Source organism: Flavobacteriaceae bacterium HL-DH10 (genome assembly GCA_031826515.1).
GTDB lineage: Bacteria > Bacteroidota > Bacteroidia > Flavobacteriales > Flavobacteriaceae > Thalassobellus > Thalassobellus suaedae.
In genome coordinates this window covers 984,131-1,008,529 of sequence record CP134536.1, presented here as the reverse complement: position 1 = coordinate 1,008,529, position 24,399 = coordinate 984,131, and the positions used below count along the sequence as shown (strand labels likewise).

The following is a 24,399-nucleotide window of genomic DNA, read 5'->3' as shown; positions in this document are numbered from 1 at the left end:
AGTCTCTTTTTATTTCTTCTATATTTAAATATAAATAACAGCTGCAATTTGTAACAATTTTATTGTTAAGAAGTCTAGTGTATATCGACTAAACCAATAATTTGTAAATTTGTACTATAAGAATTATAATATTATGGATCTTAATGATAATATTGAATCGCCATTAAACTTGCAGGTAAGTTTTAATAAGCTATTAGAGCAATATGAAACTTTAACCAAAAGTGGTGACGAATTTATTGTAGCTAATGCTAACCGTATTTTAAAGAGTGTGGATAGTTATCCCGAATTACGAACGGGTTTTAGTGATATGTCTGTATTAAAAAAAAGGGAAAAGGAGATAAACCTGATACTTCATGATACTTTTAATCCTCTTTTAACTCAAAACGAAATTAAAACGGCTTCTGTTCCTTTACATAACTTAAATTTTAATTCATCAGAACGTTTTAAAAATATTATTAAAAATGCTGGTGAAGATTTTGAACTTGAAATAAAAAATATGCCAAATGATGATATGTATATTATTGCATGTACCATCATTTTAAATTTTTGTTATGGTTACGTCATAAATTTTAAACGTCCATTTTATTATCAAATACCAGATAAAGATGGCGTTATGCGTTATTATAAAATATTATATAATGCCGATTTTTGTGAAATTATACCAACCGAGAACGCCGTTAAATTAGCTCAAGAAGATTATGATGAATTATTAGATAATTTTAATAATATAGATTTATGGAAAGAAAAGTTCCCTCCAAATAGCTATGTTTTTAAAGGATTTGTTATCTCAAATATATTCGATGTAACTGAAGATCAGTCTATATCAAATATTAAATCGAGTTTAATTGGAGAAGATAGACGTAAGGATAAGAGTTTTGTAGAAAAGTTTCACGAAATTTTCAGATCGCTTTTTGGCTTAAAAGATATTAAAGTTGGCTTTTCTATATACAATAAAGCAGAAAACACATTCGAACTTGTTTATGGTGCCGGTATGAATAGTTTTTTGTTAAACGGAAACGAAAGTGCTTCTTGTTCAGAGTCTTTATGTGGAAAGTCTTATGAACGATTAATAGAAGAAAATAAATACTTTGCAATATCTGATATTGATAAAAAAATTGAAAAACTAAAGCAGTATCCAAAAGTACAAGCGCCTCAAGTAAAGGCTTTATATGAGCAGGGTGTTAAAAGTGTAATTTTTGCACCTATAGCAAATGAAGATGGTTTATTGGGGATAATAGAAATTGTGTCAGATAAACCGAAAGTACTCAATAGTGTAAATGCTAATAAGCTCATTGATGTGATGCCTTATATTGTATCAGCAGTTGAGCGTTCAAAAAATGAAGAAGAAAATTTGATTGAAGCTATTATTCAAAAAGAATGTACTTCAATTCATCCTAGTGTAAGGTGGCGATTTCAAAAGGAAGCTAAAAATTTTATTCACGCAGAGTTTAGTGGAGAACAAGCTGTTTTTAAGAAAATAGCATTTGATGATGTTTATCCTTTATATGGACAAATAGATATAAAAGGGTCTTCGGAAGCAAGAAATGAGGCAACAAAACAAGATTTAACGCTTCAACTACATGCTGTAAAAAGTATTTTTACAAGTGCATCACGCATTGAAGCTTTGCCAATATATGATCAGTATATTTATCAAATTAATGATTATTTAGACGGTATAAATAATCATTTTCAAGTAGATAGTGAGCAACAGATTTCTGAGTTTTTTAAGCAAGAGATAGCCCCTGTGTTTAAGCACCTTTATACTTTAGATGCATTAAAACAAGAAATCAACACTTATTTTGAAAATATTGATGATAAAGTAAATGTGCTTTACAGCCATAGAAAAGATTATGATGAAACAGTAGCCTTAATTAATAAGGAAATGGCATCACTTTTAGATAAAAAACAAGTAGAAGCACAGGCTATGTATCCACATTATTTTGAGCGATTTAAAACGGATGGTGTAGAGCATAATATGTATATAGGAGAGGCAATAACTAAAGAAGATAGTTTTAATCCAATTTATTTGTTTAATTTGAGGTTATGGCAATTACAAGTGATGTGCGAAATGGAAAATTCATTTTATCAAATGCAATCTAAATTCCCAATATCACTTGACGTAGCTTCTATGATTTTAGTATTTAATCAACCATTATCAATAAGTTTTAGAATGGATGAAAAACAATTTGATGTAGATGGCACCTATAATGCTAGATACGAAATTGTAAAAAAGCGTGTAGATAAAGCCTATATAAAAGGCTCTAAAGAACGTGTTACTCAAAAAGGTAAAATTAGTATTGTGTATTCTCAAAAACAAGATGAGATAGAATATTTAAGGTATATTAAATTCCTTCAGTCTAAACATTATTTAGATGCTGATATTGAAATAGTTGAATTACAAGATTTACAATCGGTAACAGGCTTGAAAGCCATTCGAGTAAGTGTACTGTATCATAAAAGTGAAGAAGACAAATCGTTCTATACTTATGATGATTTAATGAAAGAGATTAAGGCTTAAACTCTTCCTGAATATTGAAAAGCGATTGTAAAAGCAATAACGCTTATTATAATACCTATCATAAAAACAGAGTAAGTAAGTCTAAGGATTTTGTATTTTTTATTCAAAACAAGTCCTAGAAAATATAAATCTTTTTTCATTGATGAGTATAAGTATTCTTTGTCTTGCATCATTTCTCCCATAGCCCATTCAAAGTCTTTAAGACTCATCTTATGAAAGTTTCCAAAGAACAACAAATTCACTTTTTTATTAACAACATCTTCCTTATTAAATTCACCGCTAGTAACATTAGGTCTAGTTGCTAAAACAGATAAAATAATAGAAGTAACAGTCGCTAACACAAAAATAGCCGTTGGAATTATAAGATAATGGTTAGATGGATTATCTAATTTAGGAATAAGGTTTGCTAAGACTAATGACACAATAATAGCATTAACGGAAAGTAAAATATTAGCTTTAGTATCTGCAATATTGCTAAGAGTTATGTGGTTTTTTAGGGTAACTCTAAACATGGTTTCAATACCGCGCTCAGGCAATTCTATTTTGTTTTTCTTAAAAGTTAATGCTTCTTTTTTTTGTTTAAGTTTTTTGCTATCAATGTCAAGTTTTTTTTTAGCTTTAAGTAATTCTGAAAGGTTTTTACTTTTTCTTTTACCCCAATTTAAAGCTGCTTGATTGGTGTGAAATTTATGTTTAGTTGATAAAAAGTTTATATTCTCATTTAACCATTCTAATTCAGTTAACGTTTTATTACAAGTGAGTTCCCATTCTTTTCTCAGTAATTCTGATACTTCGATATAATTCTTACTACCAATATGAGCACAATCGGCATCTCTTATTATTTTTTCTGATAAATTTTGGGGAATGTGATTAATTGTTGTTGCCAAAATCAAATCACAAACAGCTTTAATATTATTTTCGGGACAATTTTGAGAACTTAAAAAGGCTTTTGCAATCGCAACACTTTCTTCTTCATGTTTTTTTACATTTTTTGTATAGCCCGTATCATGAAACCAAGTCGCAATTGTTAATATGTTTTTTTCTAAATCGGTTAAACTGCATTGCTCTGCCAATTCTTTTGCTTTTTCAACAACACGTAGTGTATGTGTTAAGTTGTGATATATAAATGAAGCATCTAATGCTTCAGTTAGAAGAGTAGTTGCGTATTTTTCGGCTTCAACAATAAGTTTATCCATAAATTATAGCAGTTTATTTAGTAAAAATACTAAACTTTGACAATATAAAGTAACGTAATAATTCGTCGTAAATTTTATTCATACTTTCAAATAGTTTAAAAGAAGTTAAAGTGTAATTTATTTGAAAAATTTTCGACTATATTTAGATTGAAAAAGCATATTATAATTAACTAAAAAAAGAAAGGAACCATATTATGCTAACTTGGAAAGAAATCATCAATTTTTCTGTAAACGGAAATCCAACTCCAGATAAACGTGTTGAAAAAACAGATGCCGAATGGCAATCTCAATTAACCTCAGAACAATTTAGAATTACCAGACAAAAAGGAACAGAGCGTCCACATAGTGGAGCATTATGTTCTGTTCATGATGCAGGTAAGTATAATTGTGTTTGTTGTAATACACCATTGTTCGATTCTACTATTAAGTTTAGTTCTGGTACGGGTTGGCCTAGTTTTACACAGCCTATTAAAGAAAACGCTATTAAATATGAAAGAGATACCGCTTTTGGTATGGTACGCGTTGAGGTTATGTGTAATACCTGCGATGCGCATTTAGGACATGTGTTTCCTGATGGTCCAGAACCAAGCGGTTTGCGATATTGTATTAATTCAGAATCTATGATAATAAAAAAGGAAGACGTTAAAAATGACAACTAAAAAATTAGAATTAGCAACACTTGGTGGTGGTTGCTTTTGGTGTATTGAAGCTATTTTAAAAGAAATAAAAGGCGTAGAAAAAATTGTTTCGGGATATACCGGAGGCACTGTTCCAGGAACACCAACCTATAAAGAAGTGTGCTCTGGATTAACTGGACATGCCGAAGTGGTACAAGTTACTTTTGATGCCAATATAATTTCATATAAAGATTTATTGGTGGTTTTTATGACAAGCCATGATCCTACAACTTTAAACCGTCAAGGAGGAGATATAGGAACGCAATATCGTTCGGTAATTTATTACCATAATGATAGTCAAAAGCAAATAGCTGAAATAGTTACTAAAGAAATGGCTCAATATTATGAAAACCCAATAGTTACAGAAATAAGTGAAATTGGCGTATTTCATAGTGCAGAAGCTTATCATCAAGATTATTATGCAAATAATACCACACAAGGATATTGTAGTGCTGTAATTACACCTAAGCTATCAAAACTACGAAAAATGCATGCCGATAAATTAAAGTAACTTAAGTGTTAATCTGCAAGGTTTTAATAATCTTGAAGTCTCAAACTGAAGGAAAAAAATAAAGTTTTTTCAATTTTTTAATATTGAACTGATAGGTCTAAAGGAGAATGTAAATGAAATTAAATATAAACGACACGTTTAATAAAGAATTACCAGCAGATCCTGTTTTAGAAAATTCAAGAAGACAGGTTGAGAAAGCATGTTTTTCTTTTGTAACACCAAAGCAAACAGCAAACCCTAAGTTACTTCATGTATCTCCTGAAATGTTAAAACATTTAGGGCTTTCAGAGCAGGATTCACAAAGTGAAATATTTTTAAATGTCTTTACAGGAAACGCTGTGCTGCCAAATACAAAACCATATGCCATGTGTTATGCAGGGCATCAATTTGGAAATTGGGCAGGACAATTGGGTGATGGACGCGCTATTAATTTAGTCGAAGTACAACACGACAATAAGCATTGGGCAATTCAATTAAAAGGCGCGGGAGAAACACCATATTCTAGAACAGCCGATGGTTTAGCAGTGTTGCGTTCTTCTATTAGAGAATATTTGTGTAGTGAAGCGATGCACCACCTAGGTGTGCCAACAACTAGAGCTTTGTCTTTGGCTTTATCTGGCGATGATGTTTTAAGAGATGTATTGTATAATGGTAATCCAGAATATGAAAAAGGAGCGATTGTTTGTAGAACAGCCCCTTCCTTTTTACGGTTTGGTAGTTATGAGATATTTGCAGCAAAGCAGGATATAACTACATTGAAAACATTAGTAGATTATACGATTAAACATTTTTTTAGTCACTTAGGAACTCCTTCAAAAGAAACTTATTTAGCGTTTTTTAAAGAAGTGACAAAGCGTACATTAGATATGATTATTCACTGGCAACGGGTCGGTTTTGTACATGGTGTTATGAATACCGATAATATGTCTATTCTGGGCTTAACAATAGATTATGGACCTTATGGTTGGTTAGAAGGGTTCGATTATGGCTGGACGCCAAACACCACCGATAGACAACATAAAAGATACCGTTACGGAAATCAACCCAATATCGGACTTTGGAATTTATATAAATTGGCAAACGCACTCTTTCCTTTAATTGAAGATGTTGAAGCGTTAGAAAGTATTTTAGACCAATACAAAATAGATTTTGAAGCAAATTCTTTAAAGATGATGCGTTCCAAATTAGGATTAGAAACGGAAGATGTTTTCGATACTTCTTTAATACAAAATTTAGAAGATAATTTGCTGCTCACAGAAACGGATATGACTATTTTTTTTAGAAAATTAAGTGAGTTTAATAAAGAAAAACCTTCTGAAGGATTAAAGATTATTCATGATGCGTTTTATAGTATTGATGAGCTTTCAGATGACATAAAAGAAAAATGGAACGCATGGTTTCAACGTTATTCTGAACGTTTAGCGCAAGAAGAAACCACTTCAGAAAAACGAAAGGAAATTATGAATGCTGTAAATCCGAAGTATGTGCTTCGTAATTATATGGCGCAATTAGCGATTGATGACGCTGAAAAAGGGAATTATGAATTAATAGATGAACTATTTCAGCTTTTAAAACAACCCTATGCCGAGCAACCTGAAAACGAAAAATGGTTTGCAAAACGACCAGAATGGGCAAGACATAAGGTGGGTTGTTCCATGTTATCATGCAGTTCATAATAAAGCAAATTAAAAACAATAATTATCAAGAATTTAGATACACAAATAGGGCTGGGATTGGCTGCATTGGGTAGACCAGAATATATAAATATTAGACTAGATGATGCCATTGATAAATCTGAAAAAGTGTTTAAAAACAATACGTTTTCAGTATTAGATGAAGCTTATAAATTAGGTATCCGTTATTTTGATACCGCGCCATCTTATGGTAAAGGAGAAGCTTTTTTGAATGAATGGAATAATACTAAAAATCATGAAGATGTTATTTTAGGGACAAAATGGGGTTATACTTATAAAGCCAATTGGGAACTAGGTTATAGCGGTAAACATGAGGTTAAAGAGCATTCTTTAGAAAAGTTGATAGAACAATGGCAAGTTTCAAAAGAAATGCTTCCTAAGTTAAAGTACTACCAAGTGCATTCGGCAACTTTTGAAAGTGGTTTATTAGAAAATCAAGCTGTTTTAAATCAGCTTTATAATATAAAAAAAGAAACAGGATTACAAATTGGGATCACTACCAGTGGTTATAATCAGAAAGACGTTTTAGAAGCAGCATTGAAAGTAGAAATTGATGGAGAGTTATTATTTGATAGTTTTCAAGTAACCTACAATGTATTCGAACAATCTACTTTTCCTGTTTTAAGCAAACTTATTAAAAGTGGAAAAACGGTTATTATAAAAGAAGCTTTAGCTAATGGTCGTGTGTTTCAAAATAAAAAATTTTCAAGCTATCAAAAAGGGTATGCCATTATGAAACAGCTTTCAGAAAAATATAAGGTTGGTTTTGATGCGATTGCGTTGCGTTTTGTAATGGATAATTTAAATCCTACTTATGTATTAAGCGGTGCTTCTAATAAAATTCAATTAGAACAAAATTTAAAAGCTTTGAGTTTTAGTTTTACAAAAGAGGAATTAGATGTTTTCAAGACATTAAAAGTTGATTCAAAAGATTATTGGCAAGAACGCAGTAATATGAACTGGAATTGAATAATAATTCTTCGAGATTTGTCTCGGAGTTTCTGTTGAAATTGTCATTCCCGCGAAAGCGGGAATCTAAATAATAGAATTTTGCTATATATTAAAATAAAAGGGTATAGGGTTTTAGTAGCTTGTCACTTGAATATTACTAGTTGTAAGAAATTATTCATTAAAAACCTAATTATTATCTTTGATAAACTAATCCAATTTATGATGAGGTTTAAAATAATATCATACTTGTTTGTCGTAGTCATTATTCTAAATGCTTGCGCTACTTATAAGACTCAATATAAAAACCCAGAAACAGAAACTATTTTTCCTAATAAGGAAATTGCACATTCTTTTTATTTAATTGGAGATGGAGGAAATTCGCCTTTAGGTTCTCAATCTGAAGCAATAAAAGATTTTGGAAAAATTCTAAAAGAGGCTTCAAAAAAAAGTACGGTATTGTTTTTAGGTGATAATATTTATCCAAAAGGGATGCCGAAAAAGGGAGAAGAAAGTAGGGCTTTCGCCGAACATCAATTAGTAGTTCAAACCAATTCAGTTAAAGGTTTTAAGGGAGATGCCATTTTTATCCCAGGAAATCATGATTGGTATAGTGGTGGTTTAAAAGGATTAAAACGTCAAGAAAATTTTGTTGAAGACATTTTAGGAAAAAATACGTTTTTACCAGAAAATGGTTGTCCTATTGAAAAAGTAGATATTTCGGATGATATTGTTATGATAATTATTGATTCTGAATGGTATATTACAAATTGGGATAAACATCCAACTATTAATGATGATTGCGAAATAAAAACACGATTTAAATTTTTTGAAGAACTAGAGAGTTTAATTAAAAAAGCACGAGGTAAAACAACTGTTATCGCTTTGCATCATCCCATGTTTAGTAATGGTCCACATGGCGGACAATATGATTTTGTATCGCATTTAAAGCCTATTCCGGTTTTAGGAACCCTTAAAAATATTTTAAGAAAAACAAGCGGTGTATCGCCTGCCGATTTACAAAACAAAAAGTATAGTGCTTTTAAAAAGCGTGTTGTAACCTTAGCTCAGGAGAACGATAAAGTCATTTTTGTGTCTGGACATGAGCATAGTTTACAATATTTAGAGCAAGATAATTTGGCTCAAATTATTAGTGGAGCAGGTTCTAAAGCAACAGCAACACGTAATGTAAATGGTGCGTTTTCTTCTAGCGATAATGGGTTTGCCAGATTGGATGTGTTTAAAGATGGATCTTCTTTTGTTAGATTTTATTCAGCACAACAGGACAAAGTCATTTTTCAAACTGAAATCTATTCTAAAGATGAAAATGAAGAGATTACTAATTACAGAGAATCATTTCCAAATCAGGAATTAGCTTCAGTTTATTCAGTTGAGGAAGTTGAAAAAAGTAATTTCCATAAATATATCTGGGGAGAGCGTTATAGAAAATATTATGGCACTAAAGTAAACGTGCCAACAGTAAATTTAGATACCCTTTTTGGAGGATTGACACCAACAAGAAAAGGAGGCGGGCATCAATCAAAATCACTTCAATTAATAAATAAAGAAGGGAAGCGTTATGTTATGCGTGCCATTAGAAAAAGTGCTACCGTGTATTTACAAGCCATGGCGTTTAAAGATCAATACATTGAAGGACAATTTGATGGTACAGTTACCGAGCGTGTATTACAAGATTTCTATACGGGGTCACATCCTTATGCGCCATTTGTTACTGGAGAATTATCAGATGCAGTTAATTTGTATCATACAAACCCCGTATTGTATTTTGTTCCAAAACAAAAGGCTTTAGCTAGTTTTAATTCCAGTTTTGGAGACGAACTTTATATGATTGAAGAGCATGTGTCTGATGGTCATGGCAATCTTAAGAGTTTTGGAAATGCTAATAAAATTGAAAGTACTGACGACTTAATGAAACAATTACGTAAAGATGAAAAATATGTTGTTGATGATGTCATGTTTTTGCGGGCCAGATTGTTTGATATGGTAATTGGAGATTGGGATAGACATGTCGATCAATGGCGATGGGCAGAATTTGAAGAATCTAACAAAATTGTTTACAGACCCATTCCAAGAGATCGAGATCAAGCTTTTTCTAATATGGGAGATGGCGCTTTAATGAGTTTAGCAACCCGAATTGTGCCACCGTTAAAATTAATGGAAGGTTTTAATGATGATATTAGAAATGTAAAAGGGTTTAACTTTAGTCCGTTTTCATTAGATATGATGTTACTTCCTAATACCTCAAAAAAACATTGGGAAGAACAGGTTATATACATTCAAAAGAATTTAACCGATGCTGTTATAGATAGAGCATTTAAAGCGTTTCCAGAAGAAGTACAAGGAGAAACAATAGCCAAAATAAAACACGTACTAAAGGCAAGGCTTAAAAAACTTCCTGAAATTGCTAATAGATATTATAGGGTAATTAATAAAACGCCTATAATAAAAGGGACAGATAAAGATGATTTATTTGAAATTGAACGTATGCCAAACGGACAAACAAAGTTAGCAGTATATAGAATAAAGAATGGAGAAAAAGGAGCTGTATTGCATGAGAAAATATATAACAAATCTGAAACTAAAGAACTTTGGGTTTATGGTTTAGATGATAAAGATGTGTTTAAAGTTTTTGGTAAGGGCGATAATTTAATTACAGTTAGACTTGTTGGTGGGCAAAATAATGACAGATACACTATTGAAAATGGCAAGAAAGTTAAAATCTATGATTACAAGTCTAAAAAAAGTGAGTTCACTACAAATAAAGGGTGTAAAAACTTAACAGATGATTATGAAACCAATGTTTATGATTATAGTAAACCTAAAAATAGCACCTATCAAGTTATGCCAACTTTAGGTGCAAATCCAGATGATGGATTTAAAATAGGTTTTGTGAATACATTAACTAATTATGGGTTTGAACGCAATCCGTTTAGTTCACAACACACGCTTTCTGCATCATATTATTTTGCAACCAGCGGATATGATTTTGAATATAATGCTGAGTTTTCTAATGTTGTTGGTTCCTGGAATTTGGGATTAAATGCTAAATTTACAAGTCCTAATTATTCTATTAATTTCTTCGGTTATGGAAATAGTACGCCTAATTTAAATGTTGATGATGAAGTTAATTTTAATATGGATTATAACCGTGTAAAATTAAGTACGTTAAAATTTGCGCCATCAATAAATTGGAGAGGAAGTACTGGTGCTCATTTTAAATTAGGGTTGAGTTATGAGTCTATTGAAGTTGAAGAAACAAGCGATAGATTTATTAATGATTTTTATACAGCTAACGGCACTGAAAACCAAAAGGATTTTGTTGGAGCAGAAGCTACTTATAGTTATAAAAATAAAGATAATGAGGCATTTCCAACTTTAGGCATGCAAACGAGTTTGCAAGTTGGTTATAAATCTAATTTAGAGGAATCAAAAGGATTAGCTTATTTTATTCCAGAGTTAGGTTTTGATTATAAATTGGTTTCCAGCGGGCAATTGGTTTTGGCAACTAATGCAAAAGCACATTTTATTTTTGGAGATGATTTTGAGTTTTATCAATCAGCAAATTTAGGAGCAAATAATGGATTGCGTGGTTATAGAAACGAGCGGTTTTCTGGTAAAAATTCTTTTTATCAAAGTACCGATTTACGTTTAAATCTTCGTAAAGTAAAAACAGGATTACTTCCTTTAAATATTGGTGTATATGGCGGTTTTGATTATGGTCGTGTTTGGGTTGACAACGAATTAGTTTCAAGTTCTAATTTTAATTCTAACTCATGGAACACGTCTATTGGAGGTGGTGTTTTTGCAAATGCAGCCGATATTTTAACACTTAACGTATCGACGTTTCATAGTGATGATGGTCTGCGTTTAGCATTTAAAGTTGGTTTTGGATTTTAATCGAAAAGAAATTCTCTTAGGCTTCGTCTAAGAGTTTCCGTTAAAATTGTTATTCCCGTGCAGGCGAGAATCTAAAATAAAGGATTTCATTTTTTTTTTTTTTTTTTTTTTGATTTTTAGGGTAAAATGAAGCCAGATAAATTTCTTATTTCAACTTAAGTTCATACAAATTACCATCACCACCTTGATCTCTTTCATCGGTAATATAAAGTGTTTTATTGTTTTTGAAACAAATGCCTTCTTTTTGTGTTTCAGAGTTGAAATGATAGGTTTCAATACTACCACTAAAAAAGTTATCAGCATTAAAGTTTGAAAATACCAAGACTGCTTTTTGAGTTAGTAAAGCCATTTGCTTGCCATCATCACTAATATCTACAGAGGTTGTCCAACACGTTAAATCTTCACAAGTAGTAAAAGTGCCCACAAATTTAGCAGCATGGTTACCTTTTGTAGCAGGTATTTTATAGACGTCTGTTTTTCCGGGATTATCTTTTACGCGGCTTTTAGTGAATAAATAGAGGCTGTCATTAAAATGAAAGAATGCTTCGCAATCAAAATACATCTTGTCTTTTTTAGGAGGAAATTTATCTTGGTTAGGGTAATAAAACGAAATGCGTTCAATGTCGATGGCTTTATTGTTGTTTAAATCGGAATGCTTTACTTTAAGGATGGCTAAGTTTTCGCGTTCATTCAAATTATTTCCAAAATCACCAATATAAAGATTACCTGCTTTGTCTGAAGTTAAATCTTCCCAATCGTTATTTTTAGCTTTTATTTTTAGTTCTTTTTTTATATTTCCTTTTTTGCTTACTCCGTAAAGGTTGGGTTTATTGCCGCTATCGTTTAACATCCAAATTAAATCAGAATCAGCAATGGTCTCCGTTCCCGAAACTTCTTCTAGATCTTTTGGTAAATCGGCTATAATTTTAGGATTATTAGTGTGGCAAGAAGCGTTTAGGAGTATAACTAATAAAAGAAATTTATTCATTTAGGCTGTCATAATTTATAATGCTAAATTTACAGAGATATTTTTAATAAGAATTATTTAAGTGGAAAAACCTTGTTTACGTATAGGACATCGAGGTGCTATGGGGCATCTGGCTGAAAATACAATGGCATCTATAAAAAAGGCTTTAGAGTTTGGTGTTGATGGTATTGAAATAGATGTGCATAAGTGTGCTTCAGGTGAGCTTGTCGTTTTTCATGATTTCACTTTAGATAGAATGACTCAGGCAAGTGGAGAAATTTCAAAATACACACTTTCAGAATTAAAAACGTTTCAAGTTAATGGTCAGTTTGATATTCCAACCTTAGAAGAAGTTGTCACTTTTATTGATAGAAAGTGTTTACTTAATATTGAATTAAAGGGTCGTAATACAGCATTAGAAACCGAAAGAATTATTAAAAAACATATAGATTATCACGGATGGATGTATGGTGATTTTATAGTTTCTAGTTTTCAGCATCATGAATTAGAACATATTTTTAGTTTAAATTCTCAAGTGCCTTTAGCGGTCCTTACAAAAGCCAATGTTGATGAGGCTATAGGGTTTGCAAAAACAATTAATGCCCATGCAATACACCCTAATATTGCCATTGTAACTAGGAATAATGTTAAGGAGGCAAAAGATATGGGTTATAAAGTGAATGTATGGACAGCTAATAATAAAGACACGATTGTCCGTATGAAAGATTATAATGTAGATGCTATAATTTCAGATTTTCCAGACAGAATATGATTGAGAAAGATATTATAATAGTAGGAGGTGGTGCAGCAGGTTTTTTTGCAGCTATTAATATTGCTGAGCAAAATCCCGATTTAAAAGTCGCTATTTTAGAACGTGGAAAGGAAGTGCTAACCAAAGTAAAAGTATCTGGTGGCGGACGTTGTAATGTAACACATGCTGAGTTTATTCCGCAAGAATTGGTGCAGAATTATCCACGTGGTGAAAAAGAATTGTTAGGTCCTTTCCATAAATTTATGACGGGTGATACTATTGAGTGGTTTGAAAAACGTGGTGTTGCACTTAAAATTGAAGATGATGGCAGGATGTTTCCAGTATCTAATTCGTCGCAAACTATTATTGATTGTTTTTTAAATGAAGCTGAAAAGTATCAGGTTGAGGTTTTAATGAATCATTCGGTAAAATCAATTCAAAAAGAAGCAGACTTATTTGAAATAGAAACGACTCAAGGTGTTTTTTCTTCAAAAAAAATATTGATTGCAACAGGAAGTAATCCTAAAATATGGAAACTTTTAGAAGATTTGGGACATACAGTTTCGCAACCTGTTCCATCGCTTTTTACCTTTAATATTAAAGATGAACGTATACAAGATATTCCTGGTGTAGTGGCTTTAAATGTAGAGATTACAGTGTTAAATAATTTCTCTCCATCTAAAGGAGAGATGTCTCAAAGAGACAGAGAGGTTTTAAAATCAGAAGGACCATTGCTTATTACACATTGGGGTATGAGTGCGCCATCTATTTTAAAATTATCTGCTTTTGGAGCCATTGAGTTTGCTAAACGAGATTATAAATTTGAGATTGAAGTTAATTTTATCAGACAAGCATTTGAGGATTGTTTAGGTTTTTTAAAAACATTAAAACAAGATTTAGCTAAAAAAACAGTGTTTAAATCAACCCAATTTGATTTGCCAAAACGCCTCTGGCATAAATTGGTGTTAGCATCAAATATGACTGCCGAGACTAGATGGGCAGATTTAAATAAAGCGCAATTAGAAGCATTAGCAGGTCAGCTTACAAAAGCAGTTTTTAATGTTGATGGAAAAAGTACGTTTAAAGAAGAATTTGTAACTGCTGGCGGTATAAATTTAAAAGAAGTTAATTTTAAAACTTTTGGAAGTAAATTGCATAAAGGCTTATATTTTGCGGGAGAAGTGTTGAATATAGATGCGGTTACGGGCGGATTTAATTTTCAAAATGCGTGGACAGGAGCTTATATTGTAGCTCAGAATATTTCAAAATAAATGAATACTTACATCGCATTATTAAGAGGTATAAATGTTAGTGGGCAGAAAAAAGTTTCCATGGCAGAATTACGCGAGTTGCTCTCTAAATCTGGTTTAGAAAACGTTCAAACGTATATACAAAGTGGGAATGTAATATTTCAATCTTCTGAAAAAAGTATAAAGGCTTTAGAAAATAATATTCAAAAATCGATTCTCGATCATTTTGGTTTTGAAGTTCCCGTTTTAGTGAGAACACCTAAAGAACTAAAAATAATTTTTGATACGTGTCCGTTTCCTGAGACAAATAAAGAAAATAGTTATTTTTCAATTTTGCATGTTGTCCCAGATGTTAATTTAATTATTGAAACACAAGAAATTCAATATCCGAATGAAGAATTTGTAATAACCGATGATTGTGTGTATTTCTATTCTCCAGTGGGCTACGGAAAAGCAAAATGCAACAATAATTTCTTCGAACGGAAATTAAAAGTGTCTGTTACTACAAGAAACTATAAAACAATGCTAAAGTTGTTATCTTTGTCAACTGAAATAGGTTAAATGACAGCACAACAATTTATTCCGAAACCATATACAGGTTCTGTTGAAAACGGAAGTTTTACATGGTCTTCTCCAAGTAATATTGCTTTAGTTAAATACTGGGGAAAGAAGGAAAATCAAATCCCAGAAAATCCATCTATAAGTTTTACGCTTAACGATTGTAAGACGACAACTAAATTAAGTTTTTCAAAAAAAGAAAGTAAAGCCAATTTCTCTTTTGAAGTATTTTTAGATGAAGAAAAGAAAGATGATTTTAAACCAAAAATTGAAACATTCTTTAAACGTATTGAAGCTTATTTGCCTTTTTTGAAACAGTATCATTTTAAAATTGAAACATCAAATACGTTTCCTCATAGTTCGGGTATTGCTTCTTCAGCATCAGGTATGAGCGCCTTAGCATTGTGTTTAATGAGTGTTGAAAAAGAATTAGTTGAAAGTGTTTCTGATAAGTTATTTATTCAAAAAGCATCTTTTTTAGCAAGATTAGGTTCTGGAAGTGCTTGTAGAAGTCTTGAAGGTGATTTAGTAGTTTGGGGTAAACACGATGCTATTGATGGGAGTTCCGATTTATTTGGAGTAAAATACCCTTTTGAAGTTCATGAGAATTTCAAAAACTATCAAGACACTATTTTATTAGTTGATAAAGGCGAAAAACAAGTAAGTAGTACGGTTGGCCATAATTTAATGCATGGACATCCATTTGCTCAAGAACGATTTAAACAAGCAAATAAAAATCTTACTGATATAATTTCAATCTTAAAAAGTGGCGATTTAGATAGGTTTATAGCATTAGTAGAAAGTGAAGCGTTAACACTTCATGCTATGATGATGACGAGTATGCCGTATTTCATTTTAATGAAACCTAATACACTTGAAATTATCAATAAAATATGGGCATTTAGGCATAATACAGGTTCTAAAATCTGTTTTACATTAGATGCAGGAGCTAATGTGCATGTGTTATACCCAGAAATTGAAAGTGAACAAGTTTTGGAATTCATTAAGAGCGAGTTAGTTGTGTACTGTCAAAAAGGTCACTATATTAGTGATAGAATTGGTTTTGGAGCAAAACTGTTGTAATTTTGCAAAATCACATCAAAGAATTGTTTTATGAAACATTCATAACTAAATTTTCGATACCCAAGAAAATGATTAAATGAATGGTACATGTGACTGATGAAAAACAATAATTATAAACACATGAAAGGACCTTTGTTTTACTCTAAAATATTACTCTTCGGAGAATATGGAATCATAAAAGATTCTAAAGGTTTATCTATTCCTTATAATTTTTATAATGGTGCTTTAAAAATGGATGCAGATCCATCAGAAAAGACTATCAAATCTAACGAAAGTTTAAAACGATTTGCGACGTATATTCAAAGTATTGATGATGAGCTAGTGCGTTTTGATAGTGATACATTATTAAAGGATGTTAATTCTGGTATGTATTTCGACTCTTCAATACCACAAGGTTATGGCGTTGGTAGCAGTGGTGCTTTAGTGGCTGCTATTTACGATAAGTATGCCTTTGATAAAATAACTGTTCTGGAAAATTTAACCAGAGAAAAGCTATTAAAGTTAAAAGCTATTTTTTCTGCTATGGAATCTTTTTTTCATGGCAAATCATCAGGTTTAGATCCTTTAAATAGTTATTTAAGCATTCCAATTCTTATAAATTCAAAAGACAATATTGAGGCTACAGGTATTCCAGCGCAACAGAGTGATGGAATAGGAGCTGTTTTTTTAATTGATAGCGGTATTATTGGCGAAACGGCACCTATGGTAAGCTTGTTTATGGAAAGCATGAAGCAAGAAGGTTTTCGTAAAATGCTTAAAAATCAATTTATAAAACATACAGATGCTTGTGTTGATGATTTTTTAACAGGAAATATTAAGTCTTTGTTTAAAAACACAAAACAACTTTCTAAAGTCGTTTTAAATCATTTTAAGCCCATGATTCCACAGCAATTTCATGAACTATGGAAAAAAGGTATAGAAACTAATGAGTACTACTTAAAGCTTTGTGGATCAGGTGGTGGTGGTTATATTCTTGGTTTTACCAAAGATATTGAAAAAGCAAAACAATCTCTTTCAGATTATAAATTAGAAGTTGTATACAATTTCTAATTTTTGAATCTGCTACACTTAGCTAAGTCTGAGAGTCTTTTCAAATACGTTTTTATGTTAAACAGAAAACAGAAACATATTCTACTTAAATTTTTTAGTATGTTTTCTGTAGTTAGAGGCTATAATATTCTTGTCGTAGTTATTGCTCAGTATATTACATCTATTTATGTTCTGGCACATGATAAACCTTTAAGAGTTGTTGTTTTTGATGTTAATTTATTAATGCTTGTTTTGGCATCATCAGTAACCATTGCAGCGGGTTATATCATTAATAATTTTTACGATTCTGAAAAAGATTTAATCAATAAACCTATTAAGTCAAGGTTAGATAGATTGGTAAGTCAAAACACAAAATTGTCATTTTATTTTGTGCTTAATTTTATGGCTGTAGTTATGGCAAGTTATGTGTCTTTTAATGCTGTTGTTTTCTTTGCATTTTACATTTTTGGTATTTGGTTTTATTCTCATAAATTAAAAAAACTACCATTTATTGGTAATTTAACTTCGGCTGTTTTAACAATTACACCCTTTTTTGCTATTTTCATGTATTACAAAAATTTTGAGCACGTTGTTTTTGTGCATGCCATGTTTTTGTTTTTAATTATTTCTATGCGTGAATTAACCAAAGATTTAGAAAGTATTAAAGGCGATTTGCTTCAAGATTATCATACCATTCCAGTTGTTTATGGTGAAAAAGTATCAAAAATAATGCTTAGTGTATTGTCTGGTCTTACTTTAATACCAACATATTTTTTGTTGTTTAAATATAATATAGGTTATATGTATTATTATTTCTATCTAAGTGTGTTTTTATTGCTTGTGTTTTTAGTTTTATTATGGAAATCGAGCACAAAAATACATTATTTAATACTTCATAATATTCTTAAGTTTATAATTCTAACAGGTGTTTTTTGTCTTTTATTAATAGATGTTAGTGTTATTTTAAATCGTATTTAAAAATCGTAATTTTATATTTGTAATTTTGAAGATTGAAAGCTATGAAGCTTTCTGTATCTTTGCAAAAATTTGTAATCAATGAACAGGCATCAAGGGAGTAAAGGAAAAGGAAAACCTTCAGGTAGAGGTAGTGATAATAGTAAAGGAAAGAGCTATGCAAGAGGAAATGCACCTATAAAAAAAGGAGGTGTTACGCCAACACCTAAACCTAAAAAACCTAGTAATCCGAACGAAATTAGGCTAAATAAATACATCGCTAATTCTGGTATGTGCTCACGTCGTGAGGCCGATGAACATATCGCTATTGGTTTGGTAACTGTTAACGGTAAAGTAATTACCGAAATGGGCTATAAAGTAAAGTTAGAAGATGAGGTGCGCTATGATGGTGCACGAATTAACCCAGAACAAAAAGCATATGTATTGCTTAATAAGCCTAAAGGTTTTGCAACGACAACAAGTGAGGGTAAAGGAAGAACGGTTATGGATTTGGTAGCTAACGCTACAACATCTCGTATAAAGCCAATTGGGCGTTTAGGAAGAAATTCTAAAGGCTTATTGTTTTTTACCAATGACGATGCTATTGCAGATAAGTTTACAAATTCTAAAAATGGCGTTTCTCGTTTGTTTCATATAGAATTAAATAAGAATTTAAGACTTGAAGATTTAAAGAAAATTCAGGAAGGTTTTAAAGTAGAAGGTAAGCTTATTGCTGTTGAGGAAATTAGCTATATAGATGGTGCCTCTAAAAAAGAAATTGGCTTAAAAGTAAAAAATACAGGAAACACTATTATTAGAACCATTTTTGATTATTTAAAATATGAAGTGGTTAATTTAGACTGTGTTGCTATAGGTCATCTTACTAAAAAAGATATTCCACGTGGTAGCTGGAAACATTTAACCGAGCAGGAATTGAATACATTGAAGATGTTATAAATGCTAAATAAATAATAATTTAAAAGAGGTGTGATAATTTAATTCATACCTCTTTTTTTTTGCTTTAAGGATTGAACTATATGTTTTGCTCTCCAAATTAGGAGGACGTGAAATTAAATCATTATATTTATGAGTTTTATAGTTTAAAATAGAAGCAATAATAAAACTTGGGCATTTGATAACTACCAAAAATAGTTTCTAAAAATTTTTCAAAAAAAAAGTAAAAAAAAGTTTGTAATTAAAATTTTTGTTTTTCATTTGCAATCTATTTAGCTGAACAATTTGAACTCTGTTTCTATGTTCGGGCTTTTGAAAATTAGGAAGTCATATTCAAAAGCAGCTTACAGATTAAGCGACCGAATTTTAAAGCTAACTTCCGTATCTCCTATATATGCTATTCAGCATAAATATGGTTTTGTGCCTACTACCCAAAGAGAAATTCAAGTTTGATATTGTTTGTTTTTTACTATCTTAACGTCTAGTTAATATACAAATTACATCTTTAACTTTTTTAAAATAACACATTGAATACAAAATATATTGATTTAATAAATCAGACTTTTGATTTCCCGCAAGAGGAATTTAAAGTTGAAAAGGGACAATTGCATTTTCATGACATAGATTTAATGCAATTAACAAAAGAATATGGTGCGCCGTTAAAGTTTACTTATTTACCACAAATATCAAATAATATTAATAAGGCTAAAAAGTGGTTTGCAAGTGCTATTGAAAAGCATGATTATAAGGGTGAATATAACTACTGCTATTGTACAAAGAGCTCGCATTTTAAGCATGTATTAGATACGGCATTAAAGAATGATATTCATATTGAAACATCCTCGGCTTTTGATATTGATATTATTGAGAGTTTAAAAGCAGAGGGCAAAATTACAGATGATACATTTGTAATTAGCAACGGTTTTAAGCGTGCTCAATACATTACTAATATTGCCAGATTAATTAATAATGGGCATAAAAATGCTATTCCTATTATTGATAATTATGAAGAAATTGATTTGCTTTCTGAAGAGATTAATGGCGGATTTAATGTGGGGATTAGAATAGCTTCAGAGGAAGAGCCTAAGTTTGAGTTTTACACATCGCGTTTAGGAATTGGCTATAAAAATATTGTTCCTTTTTATAAAAATCAAATTCAGAACAATAAGAAAGTATCTCTTAAAATGCTTCACTTTTTTATAAATACAGGTATTAGGGATAACGCGTATTATTGGAACGAACTTCATAAATGTTTAAAAGTTTACACCAGTTTGAAAAAGATTTGTCCGTCTTTAGATAGTTTAAATATTGGTGGTGGTTTTCCAATTAAAAATTCATTAGGTTTTGAGTTTGATTACGAGTATATGATTGATGAAATTGTTAATCAAATTAAAATAGCATGTGAGGAAGAAGAAGTAGATGTGCCTAATATTTTTACAGAATTTGGTAGTTTTACTGTTGGCGAAAGTGGTGGTGCTATTTATGAAGTATTGTATCAAAAGCAACAAAACGATCGTGAAAAATGGAATATGATTAATTCATCTTTTATAACGACGTTGCCAGATACTTGGGCCATAAATAAACGTTTTATTTTATTACCTATAAATAGATGGCAAGATAGTTACGAACGTATTTTGTTAGGAGGGTTAACTTGTGATAGTGATGATTATTATAATAGTGAACAACATATGAACGCTATTTATATGCCAAAATATAATAAAGATAAACCATTATATATTGGTTTTTTTAATACAGGTGCTTATCAAGAAACTATTGGTGGTTTTGGCGGTTTGCAGCACTGTTTAATTCCGTCTCCAAAACATATTTTAATTGATAGAGATGCTGATGGAAACATCACAACAAAACTATTTAGTGAACAACAAAAAAGTGAAGACTTACTTAAAATTTTAGGTTATGAGCAATAATACTTATGCTGGTATTCCAGAAGAATTTGCAAAATTAGAACGTGCAAAAATTGTTTTAATTCCTGTGCCTTATGATGGTACTAGTACGTGGCAAAAAGGAGCTGATAAAGGTCCCGATGCTTTTTTAAATGCTTCTGAAAATATGGAGCTTTATGATATTGAAACAGGTACCGAAGTATATCAACAAGGTGTGTTTTTAGCTGATGCCGTTACTGAAGATGCTTCGCCAGAAGCTATGGTAGATGCAGTGCATCTAGCTACTAAAAAATACATCAAAAAAAATAAATTTGTTACCATTTTTGGTGGTGAACATTCTATTTCTATTGGAACCATTCGTGCGTTTAACGAAATGTATCCAAGTCTAACGGTTTTACATATCGATGCACATGCCGATTTAAGAAAAAGAATACGATGGTTCAATATGTAATCATGCTTGTGCTGTATATGAAGCAAGTCAAACGACTAACTTAATTCAGGTGGGGATTCGTTCTATGGATATCATGGAGAAAACCGTAATGGATGAAGAGAAAACATATTTTGCTCATGATATGGCAGTTGATGATACTTGGATGGATTCAGCAATCGATCAAATGACAGATAATGTATTTATTACATTCGATTTAGATGCTTTCGATCCTTCAATTATGCCAAGTACAGGAACTCCAGAACCTGGCGGTTTACTATGGTATGAAACTTTAGATTTTTTAAAACAAGTATTTGCAGAAAAAAATGTGGTAGGATTTGATATTGTAGAGTTATGTCCTAATAAAAGAGAAAAGTCATCCGACTTTTTAGCAGCAAAGTTGTATTATAAAATGTTAAGTTATAAATTTATGGATGAAGCTATAGATGACGATTACGATAATGCAAACCAGACATCAAAACAAAAAAATAACATTTCTAAATTCAACGATGACGATGAGTACTAAAGGGCCAATTTCTCAATTTATAGAAAAACATTACTTACACTTTAATGCAGCTGCCTTAGTTGATGCTGCAAAAGGTTACGAAGCACAATTAAATAGTGGTGCAAAAATGTTAGTATCGCTCGCAGGTGCTATGAGTACGGCTGAATTAGGTAAAAGTTTTGCAGAAATGATTCGTCAAGATAAAGTTCAAATTATTTCTTGTACTGGTGCCAATCTTGAAGAGGATATCATGAATTTAGTAGCACATTCGCATTACAAACGTGTACCAAATTATCGCGATTTAACACCACAAGAAGAATGGGATTTGCTAGAAAAAGGTTTAAACCGTGTCACAGATACTTGTATTCCAGAGCACGAAGCTTTTAGACGCTTACAAAGTCATATTGTTGAAATTTGGAAAGAAGCAGAAGCCAAAGGCGAACGCTATTTACCACACGAGTATATGTACAAAATGTTATTGTCTGGTGTATTAGAGCAGTATTACGAAATTGATTTAAAAGATTCTTGGATGTATGCTGCTGCAGAAAAAAACCTGCCTATAGTATGCCCAGGTTGGGAAGATAGCACAATGGGTAACATTTTTGCTAGCTATGTTTTAAAAGGAGAATTACAAGCAAGTACCATGAAATCTGGTATAGAATACATGACCTTTCTAGCCGATTGGTATACCGATAATTCTAAAAATGGTATAGGTTTCTTTCAAATAGGAGGCGGTATTGCAGGTGATTTTCCAATATGTGTTGTGCCAATGCTTTATCAAGATATGGAACGTACAGATACACCTTTCTGGAGTTATTTTTGCCAAATTAGCGATTCTACAACAAGTTATGGGTCGTATTCTGGCGCCGTACCAAATGAGAAAATTACCTGGGGAAAATTAGACATTAATACACCTAAATTTATAATAGAAAGTGACGCAACAATTGTTGCACCATTAATTTTTGCCTATTTATTAGGTCAATAACCATGGACGCAAAAAAAATTGAAAATATAGAACTTAAGTACCTAACTGTTGATGATTTTGAAGATTTAAAAACAGCAACATTAGAGTCTTATGCAGGTGTGCTTAATTCCTACTGGAAAAAGCACCATATTGAAGATTTAACCTCAATGTTTCCAGAAGGACAGGTTATTATTAAAATAGATGGAGATATAGCAGGATGCGCATTGTCGCTTATTGTAGATTATGATAGTATTGATGATGAACATACTTATGAAGATATTATAGGCGGAGAGTCCTTTAAAAATCATCATGCAGATGGCGATGTATTATATGGTATCGATGTCTTTATAAAACCACAATACCGAGGTTTACGATTAGGAAGACGGCTATATGATTATAGAAAAGAAGTCTGTGAAAACCTAAATTTGAAAGGTATTGTTTTTGGAGGTAGAATGCCTAATTATCATAAGCATAAAGAATTAACACCAAAGGAATATATTGAAAAGGTAAAGCGTAAAGAAATTCATGACCCCGTTTTAAATTTTCAAATTTCTAACGATTTTCATCCTGTACGTGTTTTAAAGAATTATTTAGAAGGTGATACGGCATCTAATGAATATGCTGTTTTAATGGAATGGGATAATATTTATTATACTAAACCTAGAAAAAAAGCAAGTACGGTAAAAACTATAGTAAGACTTGGTTTGATACAATGGCAAATGCGACCTTATAAAGGTTTAGACGATTTAATGCAGCAAGTAGAATACTTTATTGACAGTGTCGCTGCATACAGATCAGATTTCGCTGTATTTCCAGAGTTTTTTAATGCGCCTTTAATGGCTGAATTTAATCATTTACACGAGCCAGATGCTATTAGAGAATTAGCAAAATTTACAGAAACTATAATTAATAAACTTAAGCAGTTATCTATATCATATAATATTAATATTATTTCAGGTAGTATGCCAGAGGTCGTTGACGATAAATTGTATAATGTAGGCTATTTATGTAGAAGAGATGGTAGTTTTGAGCGGTATGAGAAAATACACGTTACTCCAGATGAAGCCAAAGTTTGGGGTATGCAACGCGGAAATAAACTTAAAACTTTTGAAACGGATTGTGGTAAAATAGGGATACTTATTTGTTATGATTCAGAATTTCCCGAATTAGCTCGTTTATTAGCTGATGAAGGTATGGATATATTATTTATTCCTTTTTTAACCGATACTCAAAATGGCTATTCACGTGTGCGTTTATGTGCACAAGCAAGAGCCATAGAAAATGAATGTTATGTAGCCATATCTGGAAGCGTTGGTAATTTACCTAATGTAAATAATATGGATATTCAATATGCACAATCGGCAGTATTTACGCCTTGTGATTTCTCATTTCCTAGTAATGGTATTAAAGCAGAAGCCACAACAAATACCGAAATGATATTAGTTGCCGATGTAGATTTAAGTTTGTTAAGAGAACTTCACTCGTTTGGAGCTGTTAAAAATTTAAAAGATAGAAGAAAAGATTTTTATGATGTTATTCGTGTAAAATAATCTTAAATAAGTATATTTAAACTTGTAACTAACCCTTTACCCCA

18 protein-coding genes and 1 pseudogene are annotated in these 24,399 nt (G+C 31.4%); 17 read left to right on the top strand and 2 right to left on the bottom strand.

What is annotated here, in order from left to right; genetic code table 11:
• Positions 1 to 133 precede the first annotated feature (133 nt).
• The gene (locus RHP49_04465) at positions 134 to 2,518 is read left to right on the top strand and encodes a GAF domain-containing protein (protein WNH13513.1); all 2,385 of its coding nucleotides are present in this window, start codon (positions 134 to 136) and stop codon (positions 2,516 to 2,518) included.
• Here the strand turns inward: RHP49_04465 and RHP49_04460 are convergent.
• Positions 2,515 to 3,714: a DUF5706 domain-containing protein gene (locus RHP49_04460; protein WNH13512.1), complete on the bottom strand. Its 1,200-nt coding sequence runs from the start codon at positions 3,712 to 3,714 to the stop codon at positions 2,515 to 2,517. The two genes, RHP49_04465 and RHP49_04460, sit on opposite strands and share 4 nt — an antisense overlap.
• A 194-nt stretch (positions 3,715 to 3,908) precedes the next feature.
• Here RHP49_04460 and msrB point away from each other — a divergent pair, with 194 nt between their 5' ends.
• The 5 genes from msrB (at position 3,909) to RHP49_04435 (ending at position 11,462) form a co-directional block, all read left to right on the top strand.
• Entirely contained in the window at positions 3,909 to 4,373 is a 465-nt protein-coding gene (gene msrB / locus RHP49_04455; GenBank protein WNH13511.1) for a peptide-methionine (R)-S-oxide reductase MsrB, read from the top strand.
• Positions 4,363 to 4,902: a peptide-methionine (S)-S-oxide reductase MsrA gene (gene msrA, locus RHP49_04450; protein ID WNH13510.1), complete on the top strand. Its 540-nt coding sequence runs from the start codon at positions 4,363 to 4,365 to the stop codon at positions 4,900 to 4,902. The genes msrB and msrA overlap by 11 nt, the downstream gene beginning before the upstream one ends.
• A gap of 113 nt (positions 4,903 to 5,015) precedes the next feature.
• Positions 5,016 to 6,578, top strand: a complete 1,563-nt coding sequence (locus tag RHP49_04445; GenBank protein WNH13509.1) for a YdiU family protein — start codon at positions 5,016 to 5,018, stop codon at positions 6,576 to 6,578.
• A 57-nt stretch (positions 6,579 to 6,635) separates the two neighbouring features.
• Positions 6,636 to 7,565 carry an aldo/keto reductase gene (locus tag RHP49_04440; GenBank protein ID WNH13508.1) on the top strand — a complete coding sequence of 310 codons (930 nt, stop codon included), beginning with the start codon at positions 6,636 to 6,638 and terminating at the stop codon, positions 7,563 to 7,565.
• Positions 7,566 to 7,766: 201 nt separating this feature from the next.
• Positions 7,767 to 11,462, top strand: coding sequence for a metallophosphoesterase (locus tag RHP49_04435; GenBank protein WNH13507.1), 3,696 nt, complete (start codon positions 7,767 to 7,769; stop codon positions 11,460 to 11,462).
• A gap of 145 nt (positions 11,463 to 11,607) precedes the next feature.
• On the opposite strand, the gene RHP49_04430 is transcribed toward RHP49_04435, so the two are convergent.
• Positions 11,608 to 12,450, bottom strand: a complete 843-nt coding sequence (locus RHP49_04430) for a hypothetical protein (GenBank protein ID WNH13506.1) — start codon at positions 12,448 to 12,450, stop codon at positions 11,608 to 11,610.
• Between the two features lie 61 nt (positions 12,451 to 12,511).
• On the opposite strand from RHP49_04430, the gene RHP49_04425 reads away from it, so the two are divergent.
• The 11 genes and pseudogenes from RHP49_04425 to RHP49_04375 all read left to right on the top strand — a co-directional run bounded on the left by RHP49_04425 (position 12,512) and on the right by RHP49_04375 (position 24,355).
• Positions 12,512 to 13,201 (top strand): glycerophosphodiester phosphodiesterase family protein, encoded by a 690-nt coding sequence (locus RHP49_04425; GenBank protein WNH13505.1) that lies wholly within the window; start codon positions 12,512 to 12,514, stop codon positions 13,199 to 13,201.
• On the top strand, positions 13,198 to 14,451 hold the full coding sequence (locus RHP49_04420) for an NAD(P)/FAD-dependent oxidoreductase (protein WNH13504.1): 1,254 nt from the start codon (positions 13,198 to 13,200) through the stop codon (positions 14,449 to 14,451). The genes RHP49_04425 and RHP49_04420 overlap by 4 nt, the downstream gene beginning before the upstream one ends.
• Positions 14,452 to 14,991, top strand: a complete 540-nt coding sequence (locus RHP49_04415) for a DUF1697 domain-containing protein (GenBank protein WNH13503.1) — start codon at positions 14,452 to 14,454, stop codon at positions 14,989 to 14,991.
• On the top strand, positions 14,992 to 16,071 hold the full coding sequence (locus tag RHP49_04410; GenBank protein ID WNH13502.1) for a diphosphomevalonate decarboxylase: 1,080 nt from the start codon (positions 14,992 to 14,994) through the stop codon (positions 16,069 to 16,071).
• Between the two features lie 120 nt (positions 16,072 to 16,191).
• Positions 16,192 to 17,121 carry a mevalonate kinase gene (locus tag RHP49_04405; protein ID WNH13501.1) on the top strand — a complete coding sequence of 310 codons (930 nt, stop codon included), beginning with the start codon at positions 16,192 to 16,194 and terminating at the stop codon, positions 17,119 to 17,121.
• 54 nt (positions 17,122 to 17,175) lie between these two features.
• Positions 17,176 to 18,078 (top strand): geranylgeranylglycerol-phosphate geranylgeranyltransferase, encoded by a 903-nt coding sequence (locus tag RHP49_04400; GenBank protein ID WNH13500.1) that lies wholly within the window; start codon positions 17,176 to 17,178, stop codon positions 18,076 to 18,078.
• Positions 18,079 to 18,156: 78 nt separating this feature from the next.
• Positions 18,157 to 19,011: a S4 domain-containing protein gene (locus RHP49_04395; GenBank protein ID WNH13499.1), complete on the top strand. Its 855-nt coding sequence runs from the start codon at positions 18,157 to 18,159 to the stop codon at positions 19,009 to 19,011.
• Between the two features lie 524 nt (positions 19,012 to 19,535).
• Entirely contained in the window at positions 19,536 to 20,933 is a 1,398-nt protein-coding gene (locus RHP49_04390; protein ID WNH13498.1) for an arginine decarboxylase, read from the top strand.
• Positions 20,923 to 21,862: pseudogene (gene speB, locus RHP49_04385) on the top strand (agmatinase). The gene RHP49_04390 and the pseudogene speB overlap by 11 nt, the downstream one beginning before the upstream one ends.
• On the top strand, positions 21,852 to 22,826 hold the full coding sequence (locus RHP49_04380) for a deoxyhypusine synthase family protein (GenBank protein ID WNH13497.1): 975 nt from the start codon (positions 21,852 to 21,854) through the stop codon (positions 22,824 to 22,826). Before speB ends, RHP49_04380 begins: the two are co-directional and overlap by 11 nt.
• A gap of 2 nt (positions 22,827 to 22,828) precedes the next feature.
• Positions 22,829 to 24,355, top strand: coding sequence for a bifunctional GNAT family N-acetyltransferase/carbon-nitrogen hydrolase family protein (locus RHP49_04375; protein WNH13496.1), 1,527 nt, complete (start codon positions 22,829 to 22,831; stop codon positions 24,353 to 24,355).
• Positions 24,356 to 24,399 lie beyond the last annotated feature (44 nt).